We start from the raw sequence: 22,513 nt of genomic DNA, 5'->3' as shown, positions 1-22,513 counted from the left end.
GTGCTGCGGCTGCGCGCGGCCCTGGGAGGGGGATCGGCGCGCGCCCGGGAGCCGTGGCCGTGGCGATGGACGTGCGCGCGAAGCTGGAGATCCTGGCGGACGCGGCGAAGTACGACGCCTCCTGCTCGAGCAGCGGGGCGAAGCGGCGCACGCCGAAGGGCGGCGTGGGCAACGCCGAGGGGATGGGCATCTGCCACAGCTACACGCCGGACGGGCGCTGCGTTTCGCTGCTGAAGATCCTCCTCACCAACCTCTGCATCTACGACTGCCAGTACTGCATCAACCGCATCTCGAGCGACGTGCCGCGTGCGCGCTTCACGCCCGAGGAGGTGGTGCAGCTCACCCTGGACTTCTACCGGCGCAACTACATCGAGGGGCTGTTCCTCAGCTCCGGGGTGATCAAGAGCCCCGACTTCACGATGGAGCAGCTGGTGCGCGTGGCGCAGCTCTTGCGCGAGGTGCACGGCTTCGGCGGCTACATCCACCTCAAGGCGGTGCCCGGGGCCTCGCCGGAGCTGCTCGCCCAGGCGGGGCGCTGGGCGGACCGGCTCAGCGCGAACATCGAGCTGCCCACGGATGGAGACCTGCAGAAGCTCGCGCCGCAGAAGAGCTTCGCCGAAACGGGCGCGACCATGGGGGCCATCCATGCGCGCGTGGCGCAGGCGAAGGCCGAGCGCGAGGAGAGCCCGCGCGCCCCCGTCTTCGCCCCCGCGGGACAGAGCACGCAGATGATCGTCGGGGCCACCCCCAGCCCGGATGCGGCCGTCCTCGACACGGCGAACCGCCTCTACCGCCGCTTCGCGCTCAAGCGCGTCTACTACTCGGCCTACAGCCCCATCCCCGCCGGCGACGTGCGCCTGCCCGCGAAGGCTCCGCCGCTGGTGCGCGAGCACCGGCTCTACCAGGCGGACTGGCTCATGCGCTTCTACGGCTTCGCGCCCGCGGAGCTCACCCCCGCCGAGGCGCCGCAGCTCTCGCTGGACCTCGACCCGAAGCTCGCCTGGGCGCTGCGCTCGCGGGCGCTGTTCCCCGTGGACGTGAACCGCGCCCCGCGCGAGCTGCTCCTGCGGGTGCCGGGGCTGGGCGCACGCACCGTGCAGCGGCTCCTGCGCATCCGGCGCTGGCACGCGGTGACGCTCGCGGACCTCGCGCGCCTCAAGGTGCCGCTCTCGCGGGTGCGCCCCTTCGTGGTGACCGCGGACCACCGTCCCACCCTGCTGCTGGATGACGCGCGGCTGGCCGAGCGGCTGCGCGCTCCGGCCTCCCAGCTCTCGCTCTTCGCGAGCGCGGAGGCGGCGCGCACGGGGGAGCTGTGAGGCGGGTCTGCGCGGGGCCCGGCTTCGCGGACTTCCGGCGCGAGGCGCGCGCGCTGCTCGCCGAGGACGTCCCGCCCGATGCAGTCGTGCTCGAGGACGCAGCCGTGGGGCAGGCGCCGCTCGCGGGCCTCTTCGCGGCGCCGCACGCGCCCGAGCAGCCGGCGCGCCCGACGCTCGCCGTGCCCAGCGCCTTCCTGCGCCTGGGCGAGCAGGTGGCGTGCCATCGCGACGGCGAGCGCTGGGGTCACCTGTACCGCGTGCTGTGGCGGCTCACCCACGGCGAGCGCCACCTGCTGGAGGTGGAGAGCGATCCGGACGTGCGCAGGTTGCAGTTGATGGCGAAGGCGGTGGAGCGCGACGTGCACAAGCTGCATGCGTTCGTGCGCTTCCGGCGCGTGGAGCAGGGCGGGCAGGAGCACTACGTCGCGTGGCACCGGCCGGACCACCTCATCGTCGAGCGCGCCGCGCCCTTCTTTGCCCGGCGCTTTCCCTCCATGCGCTGGAGCCTGCTCACGCCGGACGCGTGCGCGTACTGGGATCTCTCCGAGCTGCGCTTCGGCGAGGGGGTGCCGCGCTCGGCCGCCCCCGAGGGCGATGCGCTCGAGGCGCTGTGGCGCACCTACTACGCGGCGGTGTTCAACCCCGCGCGCCTCAACCCCCGCGCGATGCGCGCGCAGCTGCCCGTGCGGCACTGGGCCACGCTGCCCGAGGCGCCCCTCATCCGGGGCCTCGTGCGCAGCGCACCCACGCGGGTCGAGCGCATGGTGCGGCCCCCGAGCGCGCCCTCCGCCTCCGCGGCGCTGCTGCCACCGGCGCGCGACCTCGGCTCGCTCGCGGCCGCGGCGCGTGGCTGCACGGCGTGCCCGCTGCACGCGCGCGCCACCCAGACGGTGTTCGGCGAGGGGCCGGGCGAGCCGCGCCTCATGCTGGTGGGCGAGCAGCCCGGAGACACCGAGGACCGGGTGGGGCGCCCCTTCCAGGGACCGGCCGGCCAGCTCCTCGACGAGGTGCTCGCGCAGGTGGGAATCGCCCGCGAGCAGCTGTACGTCACCAACGCGGTGAAGCACTTCGGGTGGACCGGCGAGCCCACCCGCAGGCTCCACCAGAAGCCCGGGCGCGCAGAGGTGCTCGCGTGCCGCGGCTGGCTCGAGGCGGAGGTCGCGGCGGTGCGCCCCCGGATGATCCTCGCGCTCGGGGCCACGGCGGCGCAGTCCTTCCTCGGACCGGGCTTCAAGCTCACCCACAGCCGGGGCCAGGTGTTCGAGACGCCGTGGGCGCCGTGGTGGCTCGCCACGTACCACCCGTCCGCGCTCTTGCGGATGCCGGACCCGCGCACCCGCGCCCAGGCTCACGCCCACTTCGTGGAGGACCTGCAGCGCACCGCCGAGGCGCTGCGCCGGGTGGCGTGAGCCCTCAGCGCCGCTCGCTCTCCGTGCGCTCGGCCCGCTCACAGTCCGCCGCGTAGCCGGCCTCGGCGAGCGCGGTGCGCAGCTCGGCCGGGTCCAACCCGCGCAGCACGCGCTGGCCCACCACGGTCACCGGCACGCCGCGGCCGTCCAGCTCGGCCCACTCGGCCTCGGCGCGGGGCGAGTGGTCCACGTCCTTGTCCTCGAAGGGCACGTTCGCGCGCTGCAGGCAGGTGCGCAGCCGCGCGCATACCGGACACCAGTCCGTGCCGTAGACGATGACGTGGTCTGCGGGGTTGCCCCGCCGGGGATCATCGAGCGCGTGCAGGGTGCGGTCGCGAACGAGGAGCAGCGCCGCGCCGACGAGCAGCGCGAGCAGGGAAGGGTGCACGCGGCGCGCAGCGCGCGGTGCCGCGGGCAGGGGCACCAGCGTACCGCGCTCCACGTCCACCTCGCGGGCGCGCTGGCCGCTCAGCTGCTCCACGCGCTCGCGCAGGGAGGCGAAGGCAGCTGCGTCCGGGAGCGCCCGGCGGGGAAGGAGCAGGACCTGGCGGCCGTCATCGATGCGCACGGTGAGCAGCTGCGGGGAGAACAGCAGATCCTTCACGCGGGCCCATGCGACGTGCAATTCGCCGCTCGCGTTGCGCCGCACCAGCTGCGCCTCGGAGAGCTGGAGCGAGACGGGGCCGAAGGTGGAGCGGCGCGCCGCGGCGCGGGCCATCCGGCGGGCGTAGCGCGCGTCCAGGCGGCGCGAGCCGCGCACGTGCAGGAACAGCGGCCTCAGGACGTAGACCAGCGCGCCCATGCTCGCCATGCGCAGCCCGTAGTCCAGCGCGCCGCGCAGCGTCCACTCGAACCGGGGCTCCAGCAGCCGCACCACGGGGGCAAGCGCGAGGGCGAGGAGCACCGTCAGCACGGGGATCAGCAGCGGGAGGCGGATCAGCCGGTCTCGCCGCAGCGCGGTGAGCTGCAGCTGCGCGTCCGCCAGGTCCTGCTCCTCGAGTACGTAGGAGAGCTCCATGGGCGGCCACTCTAGCGCAGGCTCCTGTGTCGCCGCGCCGAGCGCTGCGAGCAGGCAGGCCGCGACCGCCTGCGCCGTGCCCACTCGCCGGACCCTGCCGCGGCATGACCGCGAGCGCCGCGCCCGGATTGGCCCGGACGCTCTCGTGCGGACGTCGTGAAGATGCCGTGAAGCTCCGGCCCGCCGGCGCATGAGACGGTGGATGCATGGTCCTCGCCCCGCTCTGCATTGCCGTGCTGCTCGCCGCCGCCCCTGCGCGGGTGGAGTCCTCGCCGGAGGTGCGCGCGACGCACTACACCGCCGAGGTGACGGTGGACGGCGGCCTCGCGACGCTGGCGGTGTCGCTCACGCTGCAGAACCAGGGGAGCAAGGCGACCGAGGTGGACGTCCTGCTCGAGCTGCCCAACGAGGGCAGCGCGAGCGAGTTCTACTTCACGCACCCCGGCTCGCGGACCTGGCAGTACGGCGCGATGATGGAGGAGGGCTTCGCCGAGCAGCGCTTTGCGCAGCTGCGCCAGCGCAACAAGGCCACGGCCTCACCCTCCGCGATGATGACCCACGTGGAGCCGGGCGTGGTGCGGCTGCGGATCCACCCCGCGCGCGTGGGCGTCCCGCTGCAGGTGCGCTTCCGGGTCCAGGCGCCGCTGCGCTACGAGGACGGCCACTGGGGCGTGAGCGCGGACTACCGCGGCGGCGAGGGGGCGCGGGACGGCGCGTACGCGTACACCTCGGTGACGCCGGGCATGCGGATGACGCTCGCATCCACCCAGGCGGGCGTGCAGGTGAGCGCCGACGGGCGCAGGCTCTGGCTGAAGGCGCCCGCTTTCGTCGGCGTGCAGGGACGCGAGGCCTCGACCGCGCTGCCCTCGGGAGGGTGGGCGCTGCGCGTGGGGCTGGGCGTCGCCCCGCAGCTCTCCGAGCTTCCCCATGCGGCCAGCGTCGTCTTCGTCCTCGACGCGTCGCGCAGCGAGGACGCCGAAGGGATCGAGGGACAGCTGCAGGTGCTGCGCCGCTACCTGCAGCGCGTGCCGGATGCGCAGGTGGAGCTCGTCGTCTTCCGCCGCCACGCGGAGCGGCTCTTCGGCGAGTGGGTCCCGGCGGCAGACGTCGAGGCGCGGCTCGCGCGGCTCGAGCGCGAGCGGCTCGCTCCAGGCAACGGCTCGGCGCTGGACGAGGCGCTCGCGCTGGCGGCCCGCGTGCTCGAGGGGCGCACCGGCACGCTGCGGGTGGTGGCCCTCACGGATGGCCTCGTCGCCTCGCGCGCCAGCACCACCGCGCCCGCGTGGCCCACGGGCAGCGTGCTCAACGTGGGCCTGATGCGCGTGAGCTGGTCGGTGCTCCCGGTGCGCTGGGGCTACGTGGACGGCCCGCAGCCGGCGCACGCGCTCGCGCCCCTCGCCGAGGCCACCGGCGGCAGGGTGCTCGCGCTCTCGCCCCCGGGAGAGGGTGCCGCGCCGCTCGGGGAGGAGCTGGTGCGTCCCACGCGCCTCGAGGCCCCGCGCCTGCTCGCCGCCGGGGTCCCGGTGCCCTGGCCCACCGCGCCGCCCTTCCTGGCCGAGGGCGCGGGCGTGAGTGACTGGCTGCGGCTCCCGGAGCGGCCGGAGGCGTTGGTGCTGGAGGGGCGGCTGTGGGCCCGCACCGTGCGCTGGCCGCTCGCATACGAGGCGCGGGTCTCCTCGGCGCTGCGCGCCCTGATGGGCAACGCGCCGCAGGGCGCGCCCCTCACCGATGCGGAGCGCGTCTGGGCGACGAAGGAGTCGCAGGTGGTGGGGCCGGAGCCGTACTCGCTCGCGCACGCGGGGAGCGTGGGGCCGCGGGTGGAGCTGGCCGGAGAGGGGGAGGTGCAGGGGGCTGTCGCGGGCGGCGCGATGGTGGACCCGCCCGACAGGCCGACGCCCGGGGCGGGCGCCTGGCTCGAAGCCCTGCTCGCCTCCGGTGCCCGGCGCTGCGGCGCGAGCGGGGCGACGGTGGAGCTGGAGACCACGTTTCACGAGATCGTGGACGTGCGGGTGACGCCGGCGAACTCCTGCCTCGAGGAGGCCGCGTGGGCGCTGCGGCTGGGGCGCCGCTTCACCCAGCAGCGCGGCCACTTCACGGTGCGCCCGGGAGAGGGGGCGCCGCGGGCCGGGCCGCGCTAGAGTGGCCGGTCCGAGCCCATGGCCCCGCGTTCCTTCTCCCCCCAGACCCTCGAGGAGCTGCGCCGCCGGGTGGACCTGGTGGGGCTGGTGGCGCGCCACGTGGAGCTGAAGCCCAGCGGCCGCGAGTTCCGCGGGCTCTGCCCCTTCCACGAGGAGCGCACGCCCTCGTTCTACGTGGTGCCGCTCAAGGGCTTCTACTTCTGCCACGGCTGCCGCGCGCGCGGCGACGCGGTGGACTTCGTGCAGCGCGTGCTGGGGCGCTCCTTCGTCGAGGCCGTGCAGGAGCTGGCCTCGGAGGTGGGCCTCGCACTCGAGCAGCCCGCAGGGCCCGTGCTCGAGGAGCGCCAGCGGCTGCGCGAGGTGACGCAGGCTGCGCACGAGCACTTCCAGGCCCTGCTCTGGGGCGAGGAGGGCGCGGAGGCGCGCGCCTACCTCGAGGGGCGCGGCATCACGGCGGAGACGGCGCAGCTGTTCGGGCTGGGCTGGGCCCCGGCGGGCTGGGACCGGCTCGCCGGGCGGCTCGCGCGCACGGCGCAGACGGAGGCAGGCGTCGCCGCGGGGCTCTTGCAGCCGCGCGCGAGGGGAGGGGGCTGCTTCGACTTCTTCCGCAGCCGCGTGGTGGTGCCCATCCGCACGCTGGACGGGCGCACGGTGGGCTTCGGGGGAAGGCTCGTGGGCAGCGCGGAGGGGCCCGAGTACCTCAACTCGAAGGAGAGCGCGCTCTTCCACAAGGGCGACCTGCTGTTCGGCATGGACCGCGCGCGCGAGGAGGTCCGCCGCCTGCGGCGCGCCGTGCTCGTGGAGGGCTACTTCGACTGCCTCGCGCTGCACCAGGTGGGCGTGCGCAACGCCGTGGCGCTGTGCTCCACGCACCTCGCGCCGGGGCACCTGCAGGCGCTCGCGCGTGCGGAGGCGCGGGAGCTGGTGCTGCTGCTGGACGGTGACGCCGCGGGGCTCGCGGCCGTGGAGCGGCTCGCCGGGACGCTGCTCGCGGCGGGCGCCTCGGCGCAGGTGGCGCAGCTGCCGGCGGGGGAGGATCCGGACACCTTCGCGCTGCGCGAGGGCGAGGCCGGTGTACGCCGCCTCCTCGCCGAGGCGCGCCCGCTCACCCTGCACCTCTTCTCCACCGTGCTGCCCGAGGGGCGCGAGGCCACCTTCGAGGCGAAGATGCTCGCGCTGGGGCGCCTGCGCGGCGTGGCGGCGCAGCTGCCCGAGGGGCTCACGCGCTCGGCCTTCTTCGAGGCGCTCGCCGCGCACGTGGGGCTGCCGGCGGCGCAGCTGGAGGCGGCGAGTGCGACGGCTGCATCCCGCGCTGCCGGTGCGGCCGGCACTGCCGCTGCGTCGAGTGCGGCCGCCGCTTCAGCCGCCGCCGACTCGCCGGGCGCGGCTGCTGCTCCGGGCGCACCGCCGCCCGCCCCGACCGCCGAGCGCAGCGTGGACGCGCTCGAGGCGCACGTGGTGGCGTGCGTGCTGCGTGCGCCCGAGCTCCGGGCGCACGATGCCTTCGGCGCGCTGGGCCACCTCTCCGAGGCGGGCCTGCGCGCGGCGCTGCACGTGGCTGCGGACCCGGGCTCGAGCGTCTCGGCGACGGGCGCGGTGGCGCGGGCGCTCGCGCGCGCGAGCCGGGCGCTGCCGGCGGACGAGGAGGCCCTGGGCGAGAGCTTCCGCGCGGCCTGCCTCGAGCTCACGCTGCGGCGCGTGGACGGGGCGCTCGAGGCCCTGGCGCAGGCGCTGGTGGGCGCCGGGGCGGGGGAGTCGCTCGCGCTGCAATCGCAGCGTACCGAACTGCTCGCGCTGCGCCGGCGCGTGGCGTCCGCCCGCGCGCTGCAGGAGGGCTAGACTCGGGGCCCACAGCACACGCTGGGAGGTCCGCATGAGCCTGGAGCGCAAGAATCCCGCGGGCGTGGCTCCGCCGCTGGGGCCCTACACGCACGTGACCGTGGTGCCCGCCGGCAGCGAGCTGCTGGTGTTCGCCGGGCAGGTGGGAATGGACCGCGAGGGCCGCCTGCCCACGGAGCCGGAGGAGCAGCTGCGCAACGCGCTCGCGAACGTGGCGGCGCTGCTCGCCTCCGAGGGGCTGGGCCCGCAGGACCTGGTGAAGGTGAACCTCTGGCTGAGCGAGCGCATGGACCGCGACCGGCTCCTCGCCATCTGGCACGACTTCCGCGGGGGCGCCGAGCCGCCGCCCACCACGCTGGTGTACGTGGCCGGGCTGGTGCGCCCCGAGTACTACGTGGAGGTGGAGGCCTGGGCCGCGCGCCGCAAATGACGACGGGCAGGCTCCGGTGAGGAGCCTGCCCGCCTGGGTGCTTCAGCGCTGAGCCGTGCGCCTTACGCGCGCACGGCGGCCGGGGTCTCCGCGGGCTTCGCGGGGATGCCGGCCTCGGTCTTGGGCTCACCGGCCGGCGGCGTGGCGCCGCCCGCCTTGAAGGGGCTCTCCTCGAGCGCCGCCTTGAGCACCTCGTCCATCTGGCTGACGAAGATGAACTCGATGTCGTTCTTGGCCTGATCCGGCACGTCGATCAGGTCCTTGCGGCAGCGCTCCGGCAGGATGACGCGCTTGATGCCGGCGCGGTGCGCCGCGAGCACCTTCTCCTTGATGCCGCCCACCGGCAGCACCAGGCCGCGCAGCGTGGCCTCGCCGGTCATCGCCGTGTCGCCGCGCACCCGGATGCCCGTCATCAGGCTGGTGAGCGCGGTGAGGATGGTGACGCCTGCGCTGGGGCCATCCTTGGGGATGGAGCCCGCGGGGAAGTGCAGGTGGATGTCCGTCTTCTCGAGGAAGGTGGGGCTGATGCCCAGCTGGTCCGCCTTGCTGCGCAGGTAGCTGAGGGCCGCAGTCGCGCTCTCCTTCATCACGTCACCCAGCTGGCCGGTGAGCGTCATGCCGCCCTTGCCGGCCATCTTGGTGGCCTCGATGAAGAGCAGGTCGCCGCCCGCCGCCGTCCAGGCGAGGCCGGTGGCCACGCCGGGCACCTCGGTGCGCTCGGCCACCTCGGAGTAGAAGATCTCGGGCCCGAGGATCTCCTTCACGCGCTCGGCGTTGACCTCCTGCTTCTCGGTCTTGCCGCCGGCGACCTCCACGGCGATGGCGCGGCACACGTCCGCGATCCGGCGCTCGAGGCTGCGCACGCCTGCCTCACGGGTGTAGGCCGTGGTGAGGGTGAGCAGCGCGTCGTCGGTGATGGAGATGTGATCCGGGCTGAGGCCGTGCTCCTTGAGCTGCTTCGGCACCAGGTGGATGCGGGCGATGTTCTGCTTCTCCTCGAAGGTGTAGCCGGACAGCTCGATGATCTCCATGCGGTCGCGCAGCGGCCCGGGGATGGGATCCAGCTGGTTCGCGGTCGCGATGAAGAGCACCTTGGAGAGGTCGAACGCCACGTCCAGGTAGTGGTCGCTGAAGGTGTTGTTCTGCTCGGGGTCGAGCACCTCCAGGAGCGCCGCGGACGGGTCGCCGCGGAAGTCCGCACCCAGCTTGTCGATCTCGTCCAGCATCATGACCGGGTTCTTCGTCCCGGCCTTCTTCATGCTCTGGATGAAGCGGCCCGGCAGCGCGCCCACGTAGGTGCGGCGGTGGCCGCGGATCTCGGCCTCGTCGCGCACGCCGCCCAAGCTGAGGCGCACGAACTTGCGGCCCACTGCCTTGGCAATGGACTGGCCGAGCGAGGTCTTGCCGACGCCGGGGGGACCGACGAGGCAGAGGATGGGCCCGCGCATGTCGTTCTTCAGCTTGCGCACGGCGAGGTACTCGAGGATGCGCTTCTTCACCTTCTTGATGCCGAAGTGATCCTTGTCCAGCTGCGTGCGGGCGTTCTCGATGTCGAGGTTGTCCTCGCTGAGCTTGGCCCACGGCAGGTCCGCGATCCAATCCAGGTAGGTGCGCGCGACGGTGTACTCGCTGCTCGCGGCGGGGATGGTCTTGAGCCGGTTGAGCTCCTTCTGCGCGACCTTCTCCACCTCGGGGGGCAGGGCGGCCTTCTTCAGGCGCTCCTGCAGCTCGTCGAGCTCCTCCTCCTCCTCGCCCATCTCGCCGAGCTCTTCCTTGATCGCCTTGAGCTGCTGGCGCAGGTAGTACTCGCGCTGGGTCTTCGACATCTCGCCCTTCACGGCGCTGTCGATCTTGTTGGAGAGCTTGAGGATCTCGCGCTTGCGGTTGAGCAGCTCGAGCACGAGCTTCATGCGCGCCTTGAGGTCCACGGTCTCCAGGACCGCCTGCTTCTCCTCGATGGGCACGTCCACGTTGGCGGCGATGAGGTCCGCGAGGTGGCCCGGGTGGGTGATGCTCTCCACCAGCTCGGTGGCGGCCGCGGGCAGCTCGGGCATCAGCTCGATGACCTCGCGCGCGAGCTTCTTGAGGTTGATGCCCAGCGCCTCGACCTCGACGTTCTCGGAGGCGGTGCGGTCCTCGACGGCCTCGACGCGGGCCTTGAGGTAGGGGGCCTCCTGCACCAGGTCCATCACGCGGAAGCGCGCGAGGCCCTGGACGACGAGGGAGTAGTTGTCCTCGCCCATCTTGAGCAGCTTCACGATGCGCGCGACGGTGCCCATGGAGTACAGGTCGCTGGCGCCCGGGTCCTCCTCTTCGGCGCGGCGCTGGGTGACCACGCCGATCACCTGGTCGTCGCGCACCGCGTCCTTGATGAGCGCGATGGTCTTCTGGCGCCCCACCGCGAGCGGCAGCACGCCGCCCGGGAAGAACACCGAGTTGCGCAGGGGCAGGATCGGCAGGACGGCGGGGATGTCGTCCTTGTTGATGAGGCCCGGAGGCGCCATCGCGGTAGGCAGCGCCGTCGCCGACTGACCCTTCTTCTTTTCGTCAGACATGAAGTTCGTGCCTCGTTCCCTCGGATGCCCGGTCCCACAGTGGAACCGGGTCGGTGAACACCTGTCCGTCTTCTGCGGCAGTTGACCCAACGTAACAACCAAAACGTACCTGGCAAACGCGCCCTGTACTTTTCCAGGACCCCGTCGAATGTCCGACGCTTCCTTCGCGTGCGGACCGTTGCTGGGGCATGCTGGGCGTGTTCTTCCCCGGCGCCGCGCGGCGCTTCCCGCCGCGTCCGCCGGGTGCCTTTGCCGGAGACACGCCGATGGCTTCACCGTTCGTTCGCCCCTACGTCCTCCTGGCCGCCCTGTGCGGCGCAGGTGCAGGGCTCTGGGCTGGCTGTAGCTCGCCCGTGGATGAGCCGGGCTCCACCGTGCCGGGCGTGTGCCAGGCCGAGGCGCCGGTGGTGGCGCCGCAGAAGACGGACATCCTCTTCGTCATCGACAACAGCGGCTCGATGCTGGAGGAACAGGGAGGTATAGCGAGGCAGCTGCCGGATTTCATCGCGCGCTTGCAGCAGGGCGTGGACGGGGTGGTGCAGGACTTCCGCGTGGGGGTCGTCACCACCAGCGTGTACGAGCGGGCGGACCGCAACGGGGACGGGGTGCCCGAGCCGACGACCCAGTACCCCAGCCAGGCGGGCCGGCTGCAGCCCGTGCGCCTGGCGGATGGCACGCAGACCGGCGAGCGCTTCCTGGAGGGGAGCGACCCGCAGCTGGTGGATAAGTTCGGGCGCCTGGTGGTCCAGGGCACCGACGGCAGCGGCCAGGAGACCCCCTTCGAGGCGGTGCGGCGCGCGGTGACCCCGCCGCTCTCGGACACGCCGCTCGCGCAGGGCGGCAACGGCGGCTTCCTGCGCGACGGCGCCCGGCTCCTGGTGGTGGTGGTGACGGACGAGGACGACTGCAGCTCCACCGAGGCCGAGCCCCCGGTGTTCGTCACGCCGCTCAACCCCCAGGCCCCGCGCGACGACTGCTCGGAGCAGGCCGCGAAGCTCACGCCCGTGTCGGACTACTTCCAGCGCTTCAACGCGCTGCGCGACTCGACGGGCGCCCGGCGCGAGGTGCTCTGGGCCACGATCGGCCCGGTGGGGCTCGCGGACAAGACGGCGCAGGCGGTGGTGGCGGACGGGCGCGTGAAGAACGTGGACTGCCCCAACTCCTACGGCCCCGGCCTGCGCCAGCGCGAGATGGCGAGCCTCTTCGACAGCCAGCTGGTGAACCTGGACTCCATCTGCCGGGTGGATGCGCAGGGCCAGCCCAGCTACGGCGAGGCGCTCACGCGCATCGCGAGCCTCGCGGTGACCTCGCAGAGCATCGAGGTGATGAACCTGCCGGACCCCGCGCTCGCGCAGGTGCGGCTCACGCGCGCAGACGGCCAGGTGCAGATCTGCACCACCTCGAGCGGCCAGCTCGCCTACGAGCCGTCCGCGGTGGGCCGCCCCGCACGCCTGTACTTCCAGGGCAGCTGCCTGCGGCGCGACACCGACAAGGGCGTGAGCGTGCGCCTGCTCTGCGCGGGCTAGCGCGCCCAGACCCGCGCGCCGGGCCGGCGCATTTCTGGCCCTTGTCAGATCCTCCTGCATACTGAACGTGCGTATAGCACTCGGTCCTGGAGGGGACGCGACACATGAGCGGCGTGGCGGAGCGGAGCCTGGGAGCCCAGGCAGCGGGAGCGGTGGGAGCGGGGACGGTGGAGCAGCTGCGCGAGCGCATCCGGCAGCTGCAGGCGGCGCCGCGCAGCTATCTGGCCACCCTGCGCACGGGGGTGGCCGCCTTCGATGCGCTGCTGCCCGCGGGGGGCCTGCCGCTGGGGCAGGCCGTGGAGCTGTGCGGCGAGGCGGCCAGCGGCCGTACGGGGCTCGCGCTGCGGGCGGTGGGCGCGGCGCACCGCGAGCGGCGGCTGTGCGCGTACGTGGACGGGCCGGGTGAGCTCTACCCGCCGGCGGCCGCCAGCATGGGGGTGGACCTCTCGCGGCTGCTCATCGCGCGGCCTCGGGAGCGCGCCCAGCTCGGGTGGACGGCGCTGCAGCTGGCGCGCAGCGGTGCCTTCGCGTGCGTGGTGCTGGATCTCACCCACACCGGGGTGCGCCTCTCGCTCGCGGAGGGCAAGAAGCTCGCGGACGCGGCCTTCCGCGGCGGCGGGCTGCTGCTCTTGCTCACCAGCCCGGAGGCCCCGGGCGAGGGCATGCTGCGGGTGCGCACCCGGGCGCGCGGCGCCGAGGGCTTCGCGGTGGAGCTCCTGCGCAGCCGCCAGGGCGGCATGGGGGTGCAGCGCTCCGTGCCCTGGGCGGCGCTCTATCCCGCGCTCGTGCAGGACCCGCTGCCGGGCGCCCGCGCGCGCGCCCTGCCGCCCCAGGCGCAGAGCGTGCCCAGCCTGCGCCGCGAGCGCGCGAGCGCGCGGCGCAACGGCCACGACGGCATCCTCGGGCAGCGCCCGGGACGCGATGCGCACATGCCCCGGCTGCACGCAGGCCTGGGCGTGTCCTCGCGGCACTGACGCATGCGCCGCGCCTACCTGCACCTGCCGCGCTTCGCCGCCCAGCGCCGCGTGCTGGAGCAGCCCGCCCTGGGCGGCCAGCCCTTCGCGCTCACCGAGGAGGTGCGCGGGCAGCGGCGCATCGCGTGCGCCTCGAGCGCGGCGCTGCGCGCCGGGGTGCAGCCGGGGATGACGCTCACGGCGGCGAGCGCGCTCTTGCCCACGCTGCAGCCCTTCACCCTGTGTGAGGAGGACGAGTGGCGGGCGCTGCGCGCGCTGGGCGAGGCGCTGCTGGTGCTGGCCCCGGGCTTCCAGCTGTGCCCGCCAGACGGAATGTGGCTGGACGCGAGCGCGGCGCCGCTCGCGGGCGGGGAGGCGGGGCTCGCCGAGCGCGTGCTGCAGCTGTGCGCGGAGCGCGGCTACCGCGGAGGGGTGGCGGTGGCCTCCGAGGCCTTCACCGCGCGTGCGCTCGCGCGCCACGGCGGGCGCGTGCAGACCGTGGAGGCGGGGCAGGGGGGAAGGGCACTCGCGCCGCTGCCGCTCTCGGCGCTGGAGGAGCACCCCGCGCGCGCCGCCTTCGTGGCGCTGGGGCTCAGCACGCTGGGCGAGGTGGCGGCGCTGCCCGCGGGCGCGGTGGCGGCGCGCGGCGGCGCCCAGGCCCTGCGCGCGCACGCGCTGTGCCGCGGCGCGGACGACACGCCCTTCGTCGCGGAGGCGCTGGAGGAGGTGGTGGAGGAGCGGCTCTCGCTGGACTTCCCGGCGGAGTCCTTCGAGCCGGTGCAGTTCGCGCTCAAGACGCTGTTGGATCGCCTGTGCGCGCGGCTGGGCGGGCGCCGGCGCGCGGCGGTGCGGCTGCGCTTCGAGCTGCTGCTGGACCCTTCCGGGCGCGCGGTGCTCCCGCTCACGCTCGCGCGCCCCAGCGCCCAGGCGCGCCTGCTGCTGGACCTGGCGCGCCACCGCTTCGAGAACCTGCGCCTGGAGCGCCCGGTGGCCGGGCTGGTGGCCCGGGTGGAGGAGGACTGCGAGGACCCGGGACAGCAGCTGTCCCTGGGGGATGGGCCGCAGGGCGACGCGGCGCTCGAGGTGGTGCTGTCCCGGCTCGCGAGCACGCTGGGCGAAGGGGCGCTGTTCTCCGCCGCGGTGCAGCCGGTGCACCGGCCCGAGCAGGCCTACTCGCCGTGCGCCTTCCGCCCGCCGCGCGCCGCGCGCGGGCTGCTCGCGGACCTGCTGCCCACGTCCCCTCTCCCCCTGGGAGAGGGTGGGGTGCAGGAGCGCCCGAGCCGGCTGGTGGCGAGCCCCACGCCGCTGGACGCGGAGCTGGGCCCGGACGGAGAGCTGCGCTCGGCGCGGCTGCAGGGAGCGCGAAGGCGCGTGGTGGCGCTCACCGGCCCCGAGCGCCTGAGCGGCGAGTGGTGGGCCCCCGCACCCTACAGCCGCGACTACTACCGGCTGCACCTCGAGGGGCTGGGGCCGGTGTGGGTGTTCCGCGATGCCGCCGATGGACGCTTCTATCTGCAGGGCTTCTTCGACTGAGGGCCGGTGCTCGGGCGGCGCTGGACAGCCCGCGACGTCCGTGAGCAGGAGGGCCGCGCGCACGCCGTCGCGCCCTCCCCATGATCGTCCGTCCCCGTCCCAGCCCCCTGAAGCTGCTCTTCGCCTGGCGCGGCACCATCCTGCCGCGCCTCCTTCCCCAGGTCCTGGGAGTGGCGGCCCTCTCCTGCTGCGTGGTGTGGGCCTTCCGGCACACGGGGCTGCAGATGCCCCACGCCTCGCCTCCGGCCATGTCGCTGCTGGGGATCGCGCTCTCCATCTTCCTCGGGTTCCGCAACAGCGCCTGCTACGACCGCTGGTGGGAGGCGCGCAAGCAGTGGGGGACGATGATCGTGGAGCTGCGCTCGTTCTCGCGCGATGCCATCGCCCTGCTGGACGACGGACGCGGGCCCCTCCCCGAGCTGGGGCGCGACGCCGCCCGCGCGCTGGTGCACCGCAACATCGCCTTCGGGCACGCGCTCGCCGCACACCTGCGCGGCCACGACGAGTCGGCGGACATGGCGCGCCTGCTCCCGGGCGACGAGTGCGCGCGGGTGCTGGCGAGCGCGCACCGGCCGGAGGCGCTGCTGCGCGAGCACGCGCTGGAGCTCGCGCGGCTGCGGCGCGCGGGCCAGCTCTCCGACTTCGCCTGGGGCGCGCTGGATGATCGGGTGAACGCCCTGTGCGCCGTGCTCACCGCCTGCGAGCGCCTGCGCTCGACGCCCTTGCCCTTCTCGTACACGGTGCTGCTGCACCGCACGGCGTACCTCTTCTGCCTGCTGCTGCCCTTCGGGCTCGCGGACTCGGTGGGCTGGTTCACCCCGGTGGTCGCGACGCTGGTGGCCTACACCTTCTTCGGGCTGGACCGCCTCGGCGACGAGCTGGAGGAGCCCTTCGGCACGGACCCGAACGATCTGCCGCTGCTCGCGCTCGCGCGCACCGCGGAGCGCAACCTCCTCGAGGCGCTCGGAGAGCCGATGCCCGAGCCGCTGCAGCCGCGCGGCTACGTGCTCTCGTGAGCGGGCCCGCCGCGCTCGCCAAGGCCCGCGCGGTGCGCTCACGCACAGAAGCGTTCCGCTGATCCTGCCATCCGCCGCTGGCGCGAGAAGCGCGCAGCGCCCTCAGGCGCCTGCGCACCTGCGCCGACGTTGAGCCCGCGCGGGCCCCGTCTCTAGACTCCCCGCGATGCGACGATGGTTCGTGCTGGGGCTGATGGCCCTCCCGCTGGGCTGCGGTGCCCCGACACCCGATGCGCCGAGCGCCGCTGCGCCGGCTCCGGACGCCGCCGTCGCGATGCTGCCAGCAGCGCCGCGCGCCCCTATGGCACCCGCGCGCCCTGCACCCGTGGTGCGCCGCGAGCCCACGCTCGCGATGGATCCGGCGCTGGAGGAGGAGTCCTCCGCGGAGAGCCACGTCTCCATGGAGCAGGAGGCACCGCTCACGGACGGAGAGCTCGCGGCGAGCGGGCTCTCGTCCGCCGTGGGGGCAGAGGGCGAGGAGGAGCCCGCCGAGGTGAGCGAGCCCGCGCCCGGGCAGCCGGCCGAGGCTCTCGCGCAGGACGGCGGCGCCGCGCCCGAGCTCCTGGCCGAAGCCCCCGCGCCAGACGGCGGCACGGCGCCCGAGGCGCTGCCGCTCGAGACGATCGAGCTCGAGCCCAACAGCCGCTCGCTGCGGGCGCGCCGCTCCATCGCCATCCGCGCCGAGCCGCGCGAGGACGCGGCGCCCATCGGCACGCTCGCGCAGGACGTGCGGGTGAGCTGGGTGCAGGCAGTGAAGGGCCCCGGCTGCGACGCGTGGGTGCAGATCGCGCCGCGCGGGTGGATCTGCGAGCGCTACCTGGAAGGCAACTTCCGCGAGCCGCGCGCCCGCGAGCTGCCGCGCCTCGCCCCCGGCGCCTTCACGCCTGGGCTCTACGCGCGCGTGGTGGGCAAGGGCGCGCGCGCCTACCCCAGCCTCGCCGCGGCGCGCCTGCACCAGAAGGGGCGCAAGCTGCAGGGCTCGCTCACCGTGCGCCTGCAGGTGGAGCGGCGCGTGGGCAAGCACCGCATCTGGCGCACCTCGGATGGCGAGTACATCGAGGCGCGCTTCCTGCGCCGCTACCGGCCGAGCCAGTTCGCCGGGCTGGATCGCACGCAGCTCGACGTGGCGCTGATGCCGCTCGCCTGGGCGCAGTCGCACGCGCACCCGCGCGCCCCGGTCACCGTGCGCAAGGCCGCCGCGGACGACGCGCCCAAGGCCCGCGCGCTGCCGCCGCGCAGCATCGTCTCGGTGCTGCAGACCTCGGCAGACGGGCGCTGGGCCCTGGTGGCCGACGGCCGTTGGGTGCTGCGCGAGGACCTGCACGTGGTGCAGCCCTCGCCGCCTCCGGCCGAGGCCGGGCCCACCGAGCGCTGGCTGGACGTGGACCTGCAGGAGCAGGTGCTGGTCGCCTACGAGGGCGCGCAGCCGGTGTACGCGACGCTCATCTCCTCGGGGGCGAGCGGACACGAGACGCCCGAGGGGCTCTACCGCATCTGGATCAAGTTCGGCGAGGTGGACATGAAGGGCCAGGCGGCAGGGCAGGGGCCCTACCGCGTGGCCACCGTGCCCTGGGTGATGTTCTTCGAGGGCGACTTCGCGCTGCACTCCTCCTACTGGCACGACCGCTTCGGCGAGCCGGTGAGCCACGGCTGCGTCAACCTCTCACCGCGCGATGCGCGCGCGCTCTACGCCTGGAGCGCGCCCGAGGTGCCCGCGGGCTGGTCCATGGCCTACGCGAGTGCGGAGCAGGCGGGCTCCCTCGTGCGCATCCACCGCGGCGCGGCGAGCGAGGCCCCCACGCCGCTCATCTCCAGCGCGGCCAGCGCGCCCTGAGCCGCTGAGCCAAGCCCCATGGGTAGGCGCAGGGAAGAGCGGCACACCCTTGCGCGTTGGCTCCCCCGGGGATAATTCTCCCGCCGTTCCCGAAGCGCCGCCTGGCAACCGGTGCGCTCCCTGAGGTGACCCTGCCTTGATGCTGAACGCCTGAATCGACGGCCCCTCTGCCCTCAACGTGCCGGTGTGCACGCGCCCTCTCGCGGCGCGAGCGCCTGGCCGGATTCAGGAGTTCCATCATGCCCTCCGTTCGCGCCCAAGGCGTGGCGTACGCCCATACTGACGCCGTTCCCCTGCTCACCGACGTGCACTTCCAGCTGGTCCCCGGGTGGACCGGGCTGGTGGGGGCCAACGGCGCGGGAAAGAGCACCCTCCTGCGCCTCATCGCGGGCGAGCTCCGCCCCACCGAGGGCTCGCTCGCGCTCGAGCCGCGCGCGCCCCTGCTGCGGCTGTGCCCGCAGCAGGTGGACGCACTGACCCCGGACGTAGAGGCCTTCGCCGAGGCGCAGGACGGCCTCTCGCGGCGGCTGCTCGGCCGGCTGCAGCTCAACCCCTGGGAGCTCACGCGCTGGCCCACGCTGTCCCCGGGCGAGCGCAAGCGCTGGCAGGTGGGGGCGGCGCTCGCGGCCGAGCCGGAGCTGCTGCTGCTCGACGAGCCCACGAACCACCTGGATGCCGAGGGGCGGGCGCTGCTCGTGGGGGCGCTGGAGCGCTTTCGCGGCGTGGGGCTGCTCGTCTCGCACGATCGCACGCTGTTGGACGCGCTCACCTCGCACACCTTGCGCGTGCACGGCGGCAGCGCGCGCTTGTGGAGCGGCGGCTACAGCCAGGCGCGCGCGGAGTGGGAGGCCGAGGCGCAGGGCGTGCTGCAGGCGCGCGCCCAGGCGAAGGAGGCGCACCGGCGCGCGGAGCAGCAGCTCGCACAGGCGCGTCGCGACCGCGAGGCGGCGAACCGCGCGCGCAGCGGGCGCCACCTCGACAAGCACGACAGCGACTCGCGCACGCTCGGGGCGAAGACGCTGGTGGCCTGGGCGGAGGCGGGCCTGGGCCGGCGCGTGGGCATCCTGCGGCGGCAGACGGAGCGCACGGCCGAGGCGCTCGAGTCGGTGGAGGTGGAGAAGAGCCTCGGCCGCTCCATCTTCGTGGACTACGCGCGCGCGCCCAAGCCCACGCTCTTCGCACTGGATGCGCCGGTGCTCGAGGCGGGCGGTGCGCCGCTGCTGCACGACGTGCACCTGTCGCTGGGCCGCGAGGACCGCGTGTGGCTGCGCGGGCCCAACGGCGCGGGCAAGAGCACGCTGCTGCAGGCGCTGCTCGCAGACGCGCGCGTGCCGCGGGAGCGGGTGCTCTATCTGCCGCAGGATCTCTCCCCGGAGGCGGCCGCGGAGGCGCTCGCGCGGGTGCGGGCGCTGCCCGAGACCGAGCGCGGCCGGGTGCTCTCCCTGGTGGCGGCGCTGGGGGTGGATCCCCAGCGGCTGCTCGCCTCCGAGCGCCCCTCGCCGGGCGAGGCGCGCAAGCTGCTGCTCGCGCTCGGGCTGGGCGAGCACGCGTGGGCGCTGGTGCTCGACGAGCCGACGAACCACCTGGACCTGCCCTCCATCGAGCGGCTGGAGGAGGCGCTGCAGGGCTTTCCCGGCACGCTGCTCCTGGTCACCCACGACGAGGCCTTCGCGCGCCGCTGCACCACCCTGACGTGGACCCTGCGGGAGGGGAGGATCGAACAGGCATCGGGCTGAGCCCTGCGACCGCTGTCCCATGGCCCGCCTGCGCTCTGCGCGCGCAGCCTCGGGGACGTGCCGCGGCCGGCTCGGGCCGCGGCACTTCCGGGAGAGTCCCATGCTCCAGCGCCGTCCCGAACCCGCCGTCGTCGTGCACGCCCCGCCCGCCGCTCCCGCACCGGTGTCCCGGGCGGGCAGCCGCCACGCGGGCATCTTCCTGCTCTCCTGCGCCACGCTGTTGCTGGAGCTGGGGCTCACGCGCGTCCTGTCGGTGTCGCTCTGGTACCACTTCGGCTTCCTGGTCATCTCCACCGCGCTGCTGGGCTTCGGGGCGGCCGGGGTGCTGCTCGCGCTCTGGCCCTGGCTGCGCGAGCGCGCGCCGCTCGCGCCGGCGCTCGCCCTCCTCTCGCTGGGCTTCGGAGCGGTGACGGTGGCGAGCTTCTGGGGGCTGCAGCGCGTGCCCTTCGATCCCTTCGCGCTGCTGGTGGACGGGCGCCAGTGGGCCTTCATGCCGCTGTACTACGTGACGATCGCAGCGCCCTTCTTCTGCGCGGGGCTCGCCGTGGCGCTGCTGCTCACGCGCGGGGGCGCGGACGTGAACCGGCTCTACGCCTTCGACCTCGCCGGAGCGGCGCTGGGTTGCGCGGCGATCGCCTGGGTGATTCCGAGGGTGGGCGGCTCGGGCACGGTGGTCGTGGCGGCCGGGGTGGGCTTCGCCGCGGCGGCGGCGTTCGCGTCCGGGGGACGGGGCCCCCGCACGGGCGCGCTCGCGCTCGCGGGCCTCACGCTCGCGCTGGTGGCCGGGGTGTTCGCCCCGCGGGCCGAGGCGCTGCTGCCGGTCGCCGTCACTCCGAACAAGGGCTGGCCGCCGCGCGTCCCCATCCTCGCCACCGGCTGGAACACCTTCTCCCGGGTGGACCTGGTGGAGGCTCCGGCGGACCCGAAGACGGGAGCGCCGTCGTCGCGGATCTTCATCATCGACTCCGGCACGGCCTCCACCGGCATCGACGACCTGCGGCCGGACGTGCAGCGCGCGCTGCAGGCCCATCCACCCGAGCCGGACCCCGCGGCCGCGGACCTCGCCTTCCTCGGCAAGCGGGGCGCGCGGGTGCTGGTGATCGGCTCGGGGGCGGGCAACGAGGTGGTGCAGGGCCTGCGCGCAGGGGCCTCCTCCATCACCGCGGTGGAGATCAACCCGCTCATCACCGCGATGCAGACCGGGCCGCGGGCCGACTTCTGGGGCGGGCTCTTCGACCAGCCTCAGGTGCACCTCGTCACGGACGAGGGGCGCAGCTTCGTGCGCCGCTCGACCGAGCACTACGACGCCATCCTCTCGCACCACACCATCAGCAACGCGGCCGTGGCCTCGGGGGCGCTCAGCCTCGCGGAGAACTACGTGCTGACGCTCGAGGCCTTCGAGGACTACCTGGACCACCTCGCACCGGACGGGACCCTGTTCTTCACCCGCCCGGAGGCGCAGCTGGGCCGGCTCCTCGCCACGGCGCGCGAGCTCTTCGAGCGGCGCGGGCTGGGCAGCCCCGCGCAGCACCTCGTGCTCTGGCGCATCGTGGGCGATGCGCGCCTTCCGCCCGGAGCGCCCGCCTTCGTCGCGGGCTTCCTGCTCAAGCGCTCGCCCTTCACGCCCGAGGAGCTGAAGGCGATCGAGGCACGCGCGACCCTCGCCGCGCCCGACGGCACACGCGGTGAGCTGCTCTACGCTCCGGACCACGTGCAGCCGGGCAGCCTCTACCAGCGGCTGCTCGAGGCGCCCGACGTGCGCGCCGTGTACGCGGCGGAGCCCGCGCAGCTGGCCCCGGCCACCGACGACCGCCCCTTCTTCAACCAGCGCTCGCGCTGGAGCAGCCTCGGGCCATCCACGCTGAAGGACCTGTTCGCCCAGAAGAGGGGAGACCGCCTCGCCCGGAGGCTCGCGCTCGAGAACAAGCCGGTGGCGGAGCTCACGCTGGCCGCGCTGCTCGTGCAGGCCTGCGTCGTCGCGGCGGTGCTCATCCTGCTGCCGCTGGTGCGCTGGCAGCGCGCCGGGCTGCGGGTGGCAGGGCGCGGAGCGCTCCTGGTGTACTTCGCCGGGCTGGGGCTCGGCTTCATCATGGTGGAGATCGCGCTGCTGCAGCGCTTCACGCTCTTCCTCGGGCAGCCCGTCTACACGCTGGCGGTGGTGCTCGCGAGCCTGCTGGCCTTCACCGGGGTGGGCTCGGCGCTCGCCGAGCGCGCGCTCGTGCGCAGTGGAGGAGATCCGCTGCGCACCCTGCGCACGGCGATCCCGGTGCTGCTCGCGCTGCTGCTGCTCACGGCCCTGGCCACGCCGCTCGTCTTCCGCGCCGCCCTGGGACTCGACCTGCCCTGGCGCGTGGTGCTCTCGGCGCTGATGGTGGCGCCGCTGGGCATCGCGCTCGGCGTGCCCTTCCCCACCGGCCTGCGCGAGGTGGCTGCGCGCGCCCCGGAGCTCATCCCCTGGGCCTGGGGCGTGAACGGCTTCTTCACCGTCATCGGCTCGGTGGCCGCGCTGATGCTGGGCATGGGGCTCGGCTTCCGGGTGGTGCTGGGGCTCGCGGCGGCCTGCTACGGGGGCGCGCTGCTCGCGCTCGCCTCCGGGCGCACGAAGGCTCCCTCCGGGGCAGGGACGGCGGTAGAACGCGGCGTATGAACCGGTACGTGGCGCTGCTGCGTGGCATCAATGTAGGAGGACACAAGAAGGTGCCCATGGCGCAGCTGCGCGCGCTGCTCGAGGCGCAGGGCTTCGAGGACGTGGTGACGCTGCTGCAGAGCGGAAATGCCGTGTTCGGCAGCAAGAAGAAGCTGCCGCCGGCGCGGCTCGAGCGCCAGCTGGAAGAGGCGCTCGAGGCGGCGCTGGGCTTCGAGGTCGAGGTGCTGGTGCGCACCCGCGACGAGCTGGCGGCGGCCATCGCGGCCAATCCGCTGCCGGGGGCGGACGAGGACCCGTCGCGCTTCGCCGTCACCTTCCTGTCCGCGGCGCCCGAGCCGAAGAGGCTCGCGGCGCTGGACCCTGCCGCCTACGCGCCGGACGAGTTCCGCGTCGTGGGCCGTGAGCTCTACGCCCGCTTTCCGCAGGGCATGGGGCGCTCGAAGCTGGCCGCGGTGCTGAGCAGCACGCGCCTCGGCGTCACCGCCACCGCGCGCAACTGGGGCACCGTGACGAAGCTGCTCGCGCTCGCGGACGCAGCCCCTGCCACCCAGGCCGACGACTGA

15 protein-coding genes are annotated in these 22,513 nt (G+C 74.4%); 13 read left to right on the top strand and 2 right to left on the bottom strand.

Going from position 1 to position 22,513, the window contains the following annotated elements; all coding sequences use genetic code 11:
* Positions 1 to 65: 65 nt before the first annotated feature.
* Together FGE12_RS01200 and FGE12_RS30830 are read left to right on the top strand one after the other, a co-directional pair.
* Positions 66 to 1,316, top strand: a complete 1,251-nt coding sequence (locus tag FGE12_RS01200; RefSeq protein ID WP_153864809.1) for a putative DNA modification/repair radical SAM protein — start codon at positions 66 to 68, stop codon at positions 1,314 to 1,316.
* A complete protein-coding gene (locus FGE12_RS30830) occupies positions 1,313 to 2,725 on the top strand; it encodes a UdgX family uracil-DNA binding protein (RefSeq protein WP_194797448.1) in 1,413 nt (470 codons plus the stop codon). The genes FGE12_RS01200 and FGE12_RS30830 overlap by 4 nt, the downstream gene beginning before the upstream one ends.
* 4 nt (positions 2,726 to 2,729) lie before the next feature.
* On the opposite strand, the gene FGE12_RS01190 is transcribed toward FGE12_RS30830, so the two are convergent.
* The gene (locus FGE12_RS01190; RefSeq protein ID WP_153864359.1) at positions 2,730 to 3,743 is read right to left on the bottom strand and encodes a glutaredoxin family protein; all 1,014 of its coding nucleotides are present in this window, start codon (positions 3,741 to 3,743) and stop codon (positions 2,730 to 2,732) included.
* Between the two features lie 206 nt (positions 3,744 to 3,949).
* Here FGE12_RS01190 and FGE12_RS01185 point away from each other — a divergent pair, with 206 nt between their 5' ends.
* Genes FGE12_RS01185 through FGE12_RS01175 form a run of 3 tightly spaced genes read left to right on the top strand, consistent with a single transcriptional unit; the run spans position 3,950 to position 8,150 of the window.
* A complete protein-coding gene (locus tag FGE12_RS01185; protein WP_153864358.1) occupies positions 3,950 to 5,881 on the top strand; it encodes a VWA domain-containing protein in 1,932 nt (643 codons plus the stop codon).
* A gap of 18 nt (positions 5,882 to 5,899) precedes the next feature.
* Positions 5,900 to 7,720 (top strand): DNA primase, encoded by a 1,821-nt coding sequence (gene dnaG / locus FGE12_RS01180; RefSeq protein WP_153864357.1) that lies wholly within the window; start codon positions 5,900 to 5,902, stop codon positions 7,718 to 7,720.
* A 34-nt stretch (positions 7,721 to 7,754) separates the two neighbouring features.
* Entirely contained in the window at positions 7,755 to 8,150 is a 396-nt protein-coding gene (locus tag FGE12_RS01175) for a RidA family protein (protein ID WP_153864356.1), read from the top strand.
* Positions 8,151 to 8,212: 62 nt separating this feature from the next.
* Here FGE12_RS01175 and lon read toward each other — a convergent pair whose 3' ends face one another.
* Entirely contained in the window at positions 8,213 to 10,705 is a 2,493-nt protein-coding gene (lon, locus tag FGE12_RS01170) for an endopeptidase La (RefSeq protein ID WP_153864355.1), read from the bottom strand.
* A 353-nt stretch (positions 10,706 to 11,058) separates the two neighbouring features.
* On the opposite strand from lon, the gene FGE12_RS01165 reads away from it, so the two are divergent.
* From FGE12_RS01165 to FGE12_RS01130, 8 genes are all read left to right on the top strand, one after another.
* Entirely contained in the window at positions 11,059 to 12,231 is a 1,173-nt protein-coding gene (locus FGE12_RS01165) for a VWA domain-containing protein (protein WP_370458843.1), read from the top strand.
* Between the two features lie 104 nt (positions 12,232 to 12,335).
* Entirely contained in the window at positions 12,336 to 13,205 is an 870-nt protein-coding gene (locus tag FGE12_RS01160) for an ImuA family protein (protein ID WP_153864353.1), read from the top strand.
* Positions 13,206 to 13,208: 3 nt separating this feature from the next.
* A complete protein-coding gene (locus FGE12_RS01155) occupies positions 13,209 to 14,717 on the top strand; it encodes a DNA polymerase Y family protein (protein WP_153864352.1) in 1,509 nt (502 codons plus the stop codon).
* An 80-nt stretch (positions 14,718 to 14,797) separates the two neighbouring features.
* A complete protein-coding gene (locus tag FGE12_RS01150; RefSeq protein ID WP_153864351.1) occupies positions 14,798 to 15,733 on the top strand; it encodes a bestrophin family protein in 936 nt (311 codons plus the stop codon).
* A gap of 166 nt (positions 15,734 to 15,899) precedes the next feature.
* The gene (locus FGE12_RS01145; RefSeq protein WP_228530495.1) at positions 15,900 to 17,567 is read left to right on the top strand and encodes a L,D-transpeptidase family protein; all 1,668 of its coding nucleotides are present in this window, start codon (positions 15,900 to 15,902) and stop codon (positions 17,565 to 17,567) included.
* 239 nt (positions 17,568 to 17,806) lie between these two features.
* Positions 17,807 to 19,303 carry an ATP-binding cassette domain-containing protein gene (locus FGE12_RS01140; RefSeq protein WP_153864350.1) on the top strand — a complete coding sequence of 499 codons (1,497 nt, stop codon included), beginning with the start codon at positions 17,807 to 17,809 and terminating at the stop codon, positions 19,301 to 19,303.
* A gap of 100 nt (positions 19,304 to 19,403) precedes the next feature.
* On the top strand, positions 19,404 to 21,950 hold the full coding sequence (locus FGE12_RS01135; RefSeq protein ID WP_153864349.1) for a spermidine synthase: 2,547 nt from the start codon (positions 19,404 to 19,406) through the stop codon (positions 21,948 to 21,950).
* Positions 21,947 to 22,513: a DUF1697 domain-containing protein gene (locus FGE12_RS01130; protein WP_153864348.1), complete on the top strand. Its 567-nt coding sequence runs from the start codon at positions 21,947 to 21,949 to the stop codon at positions 22,511 to 22,513. Before FGE12_RS01135 ends, FGE12_RS01130 begins: the two co-directional genes overlap by 4 nt.

Origin of the sequence: Aggregicoccus sp. 17bor-14, assembly GCF_009659535.1 — a bacterium.
GTDB lineage: Bacteria > Myxococcota > Myxococcia > Myxococcales > Myxococcaceae > Aggregicoccus.
The sequence above is the reverse complement of the archived record's forward strand: the minus strand, read 5'-3'. Positions and strand labels throughout refer to the sequence as shown.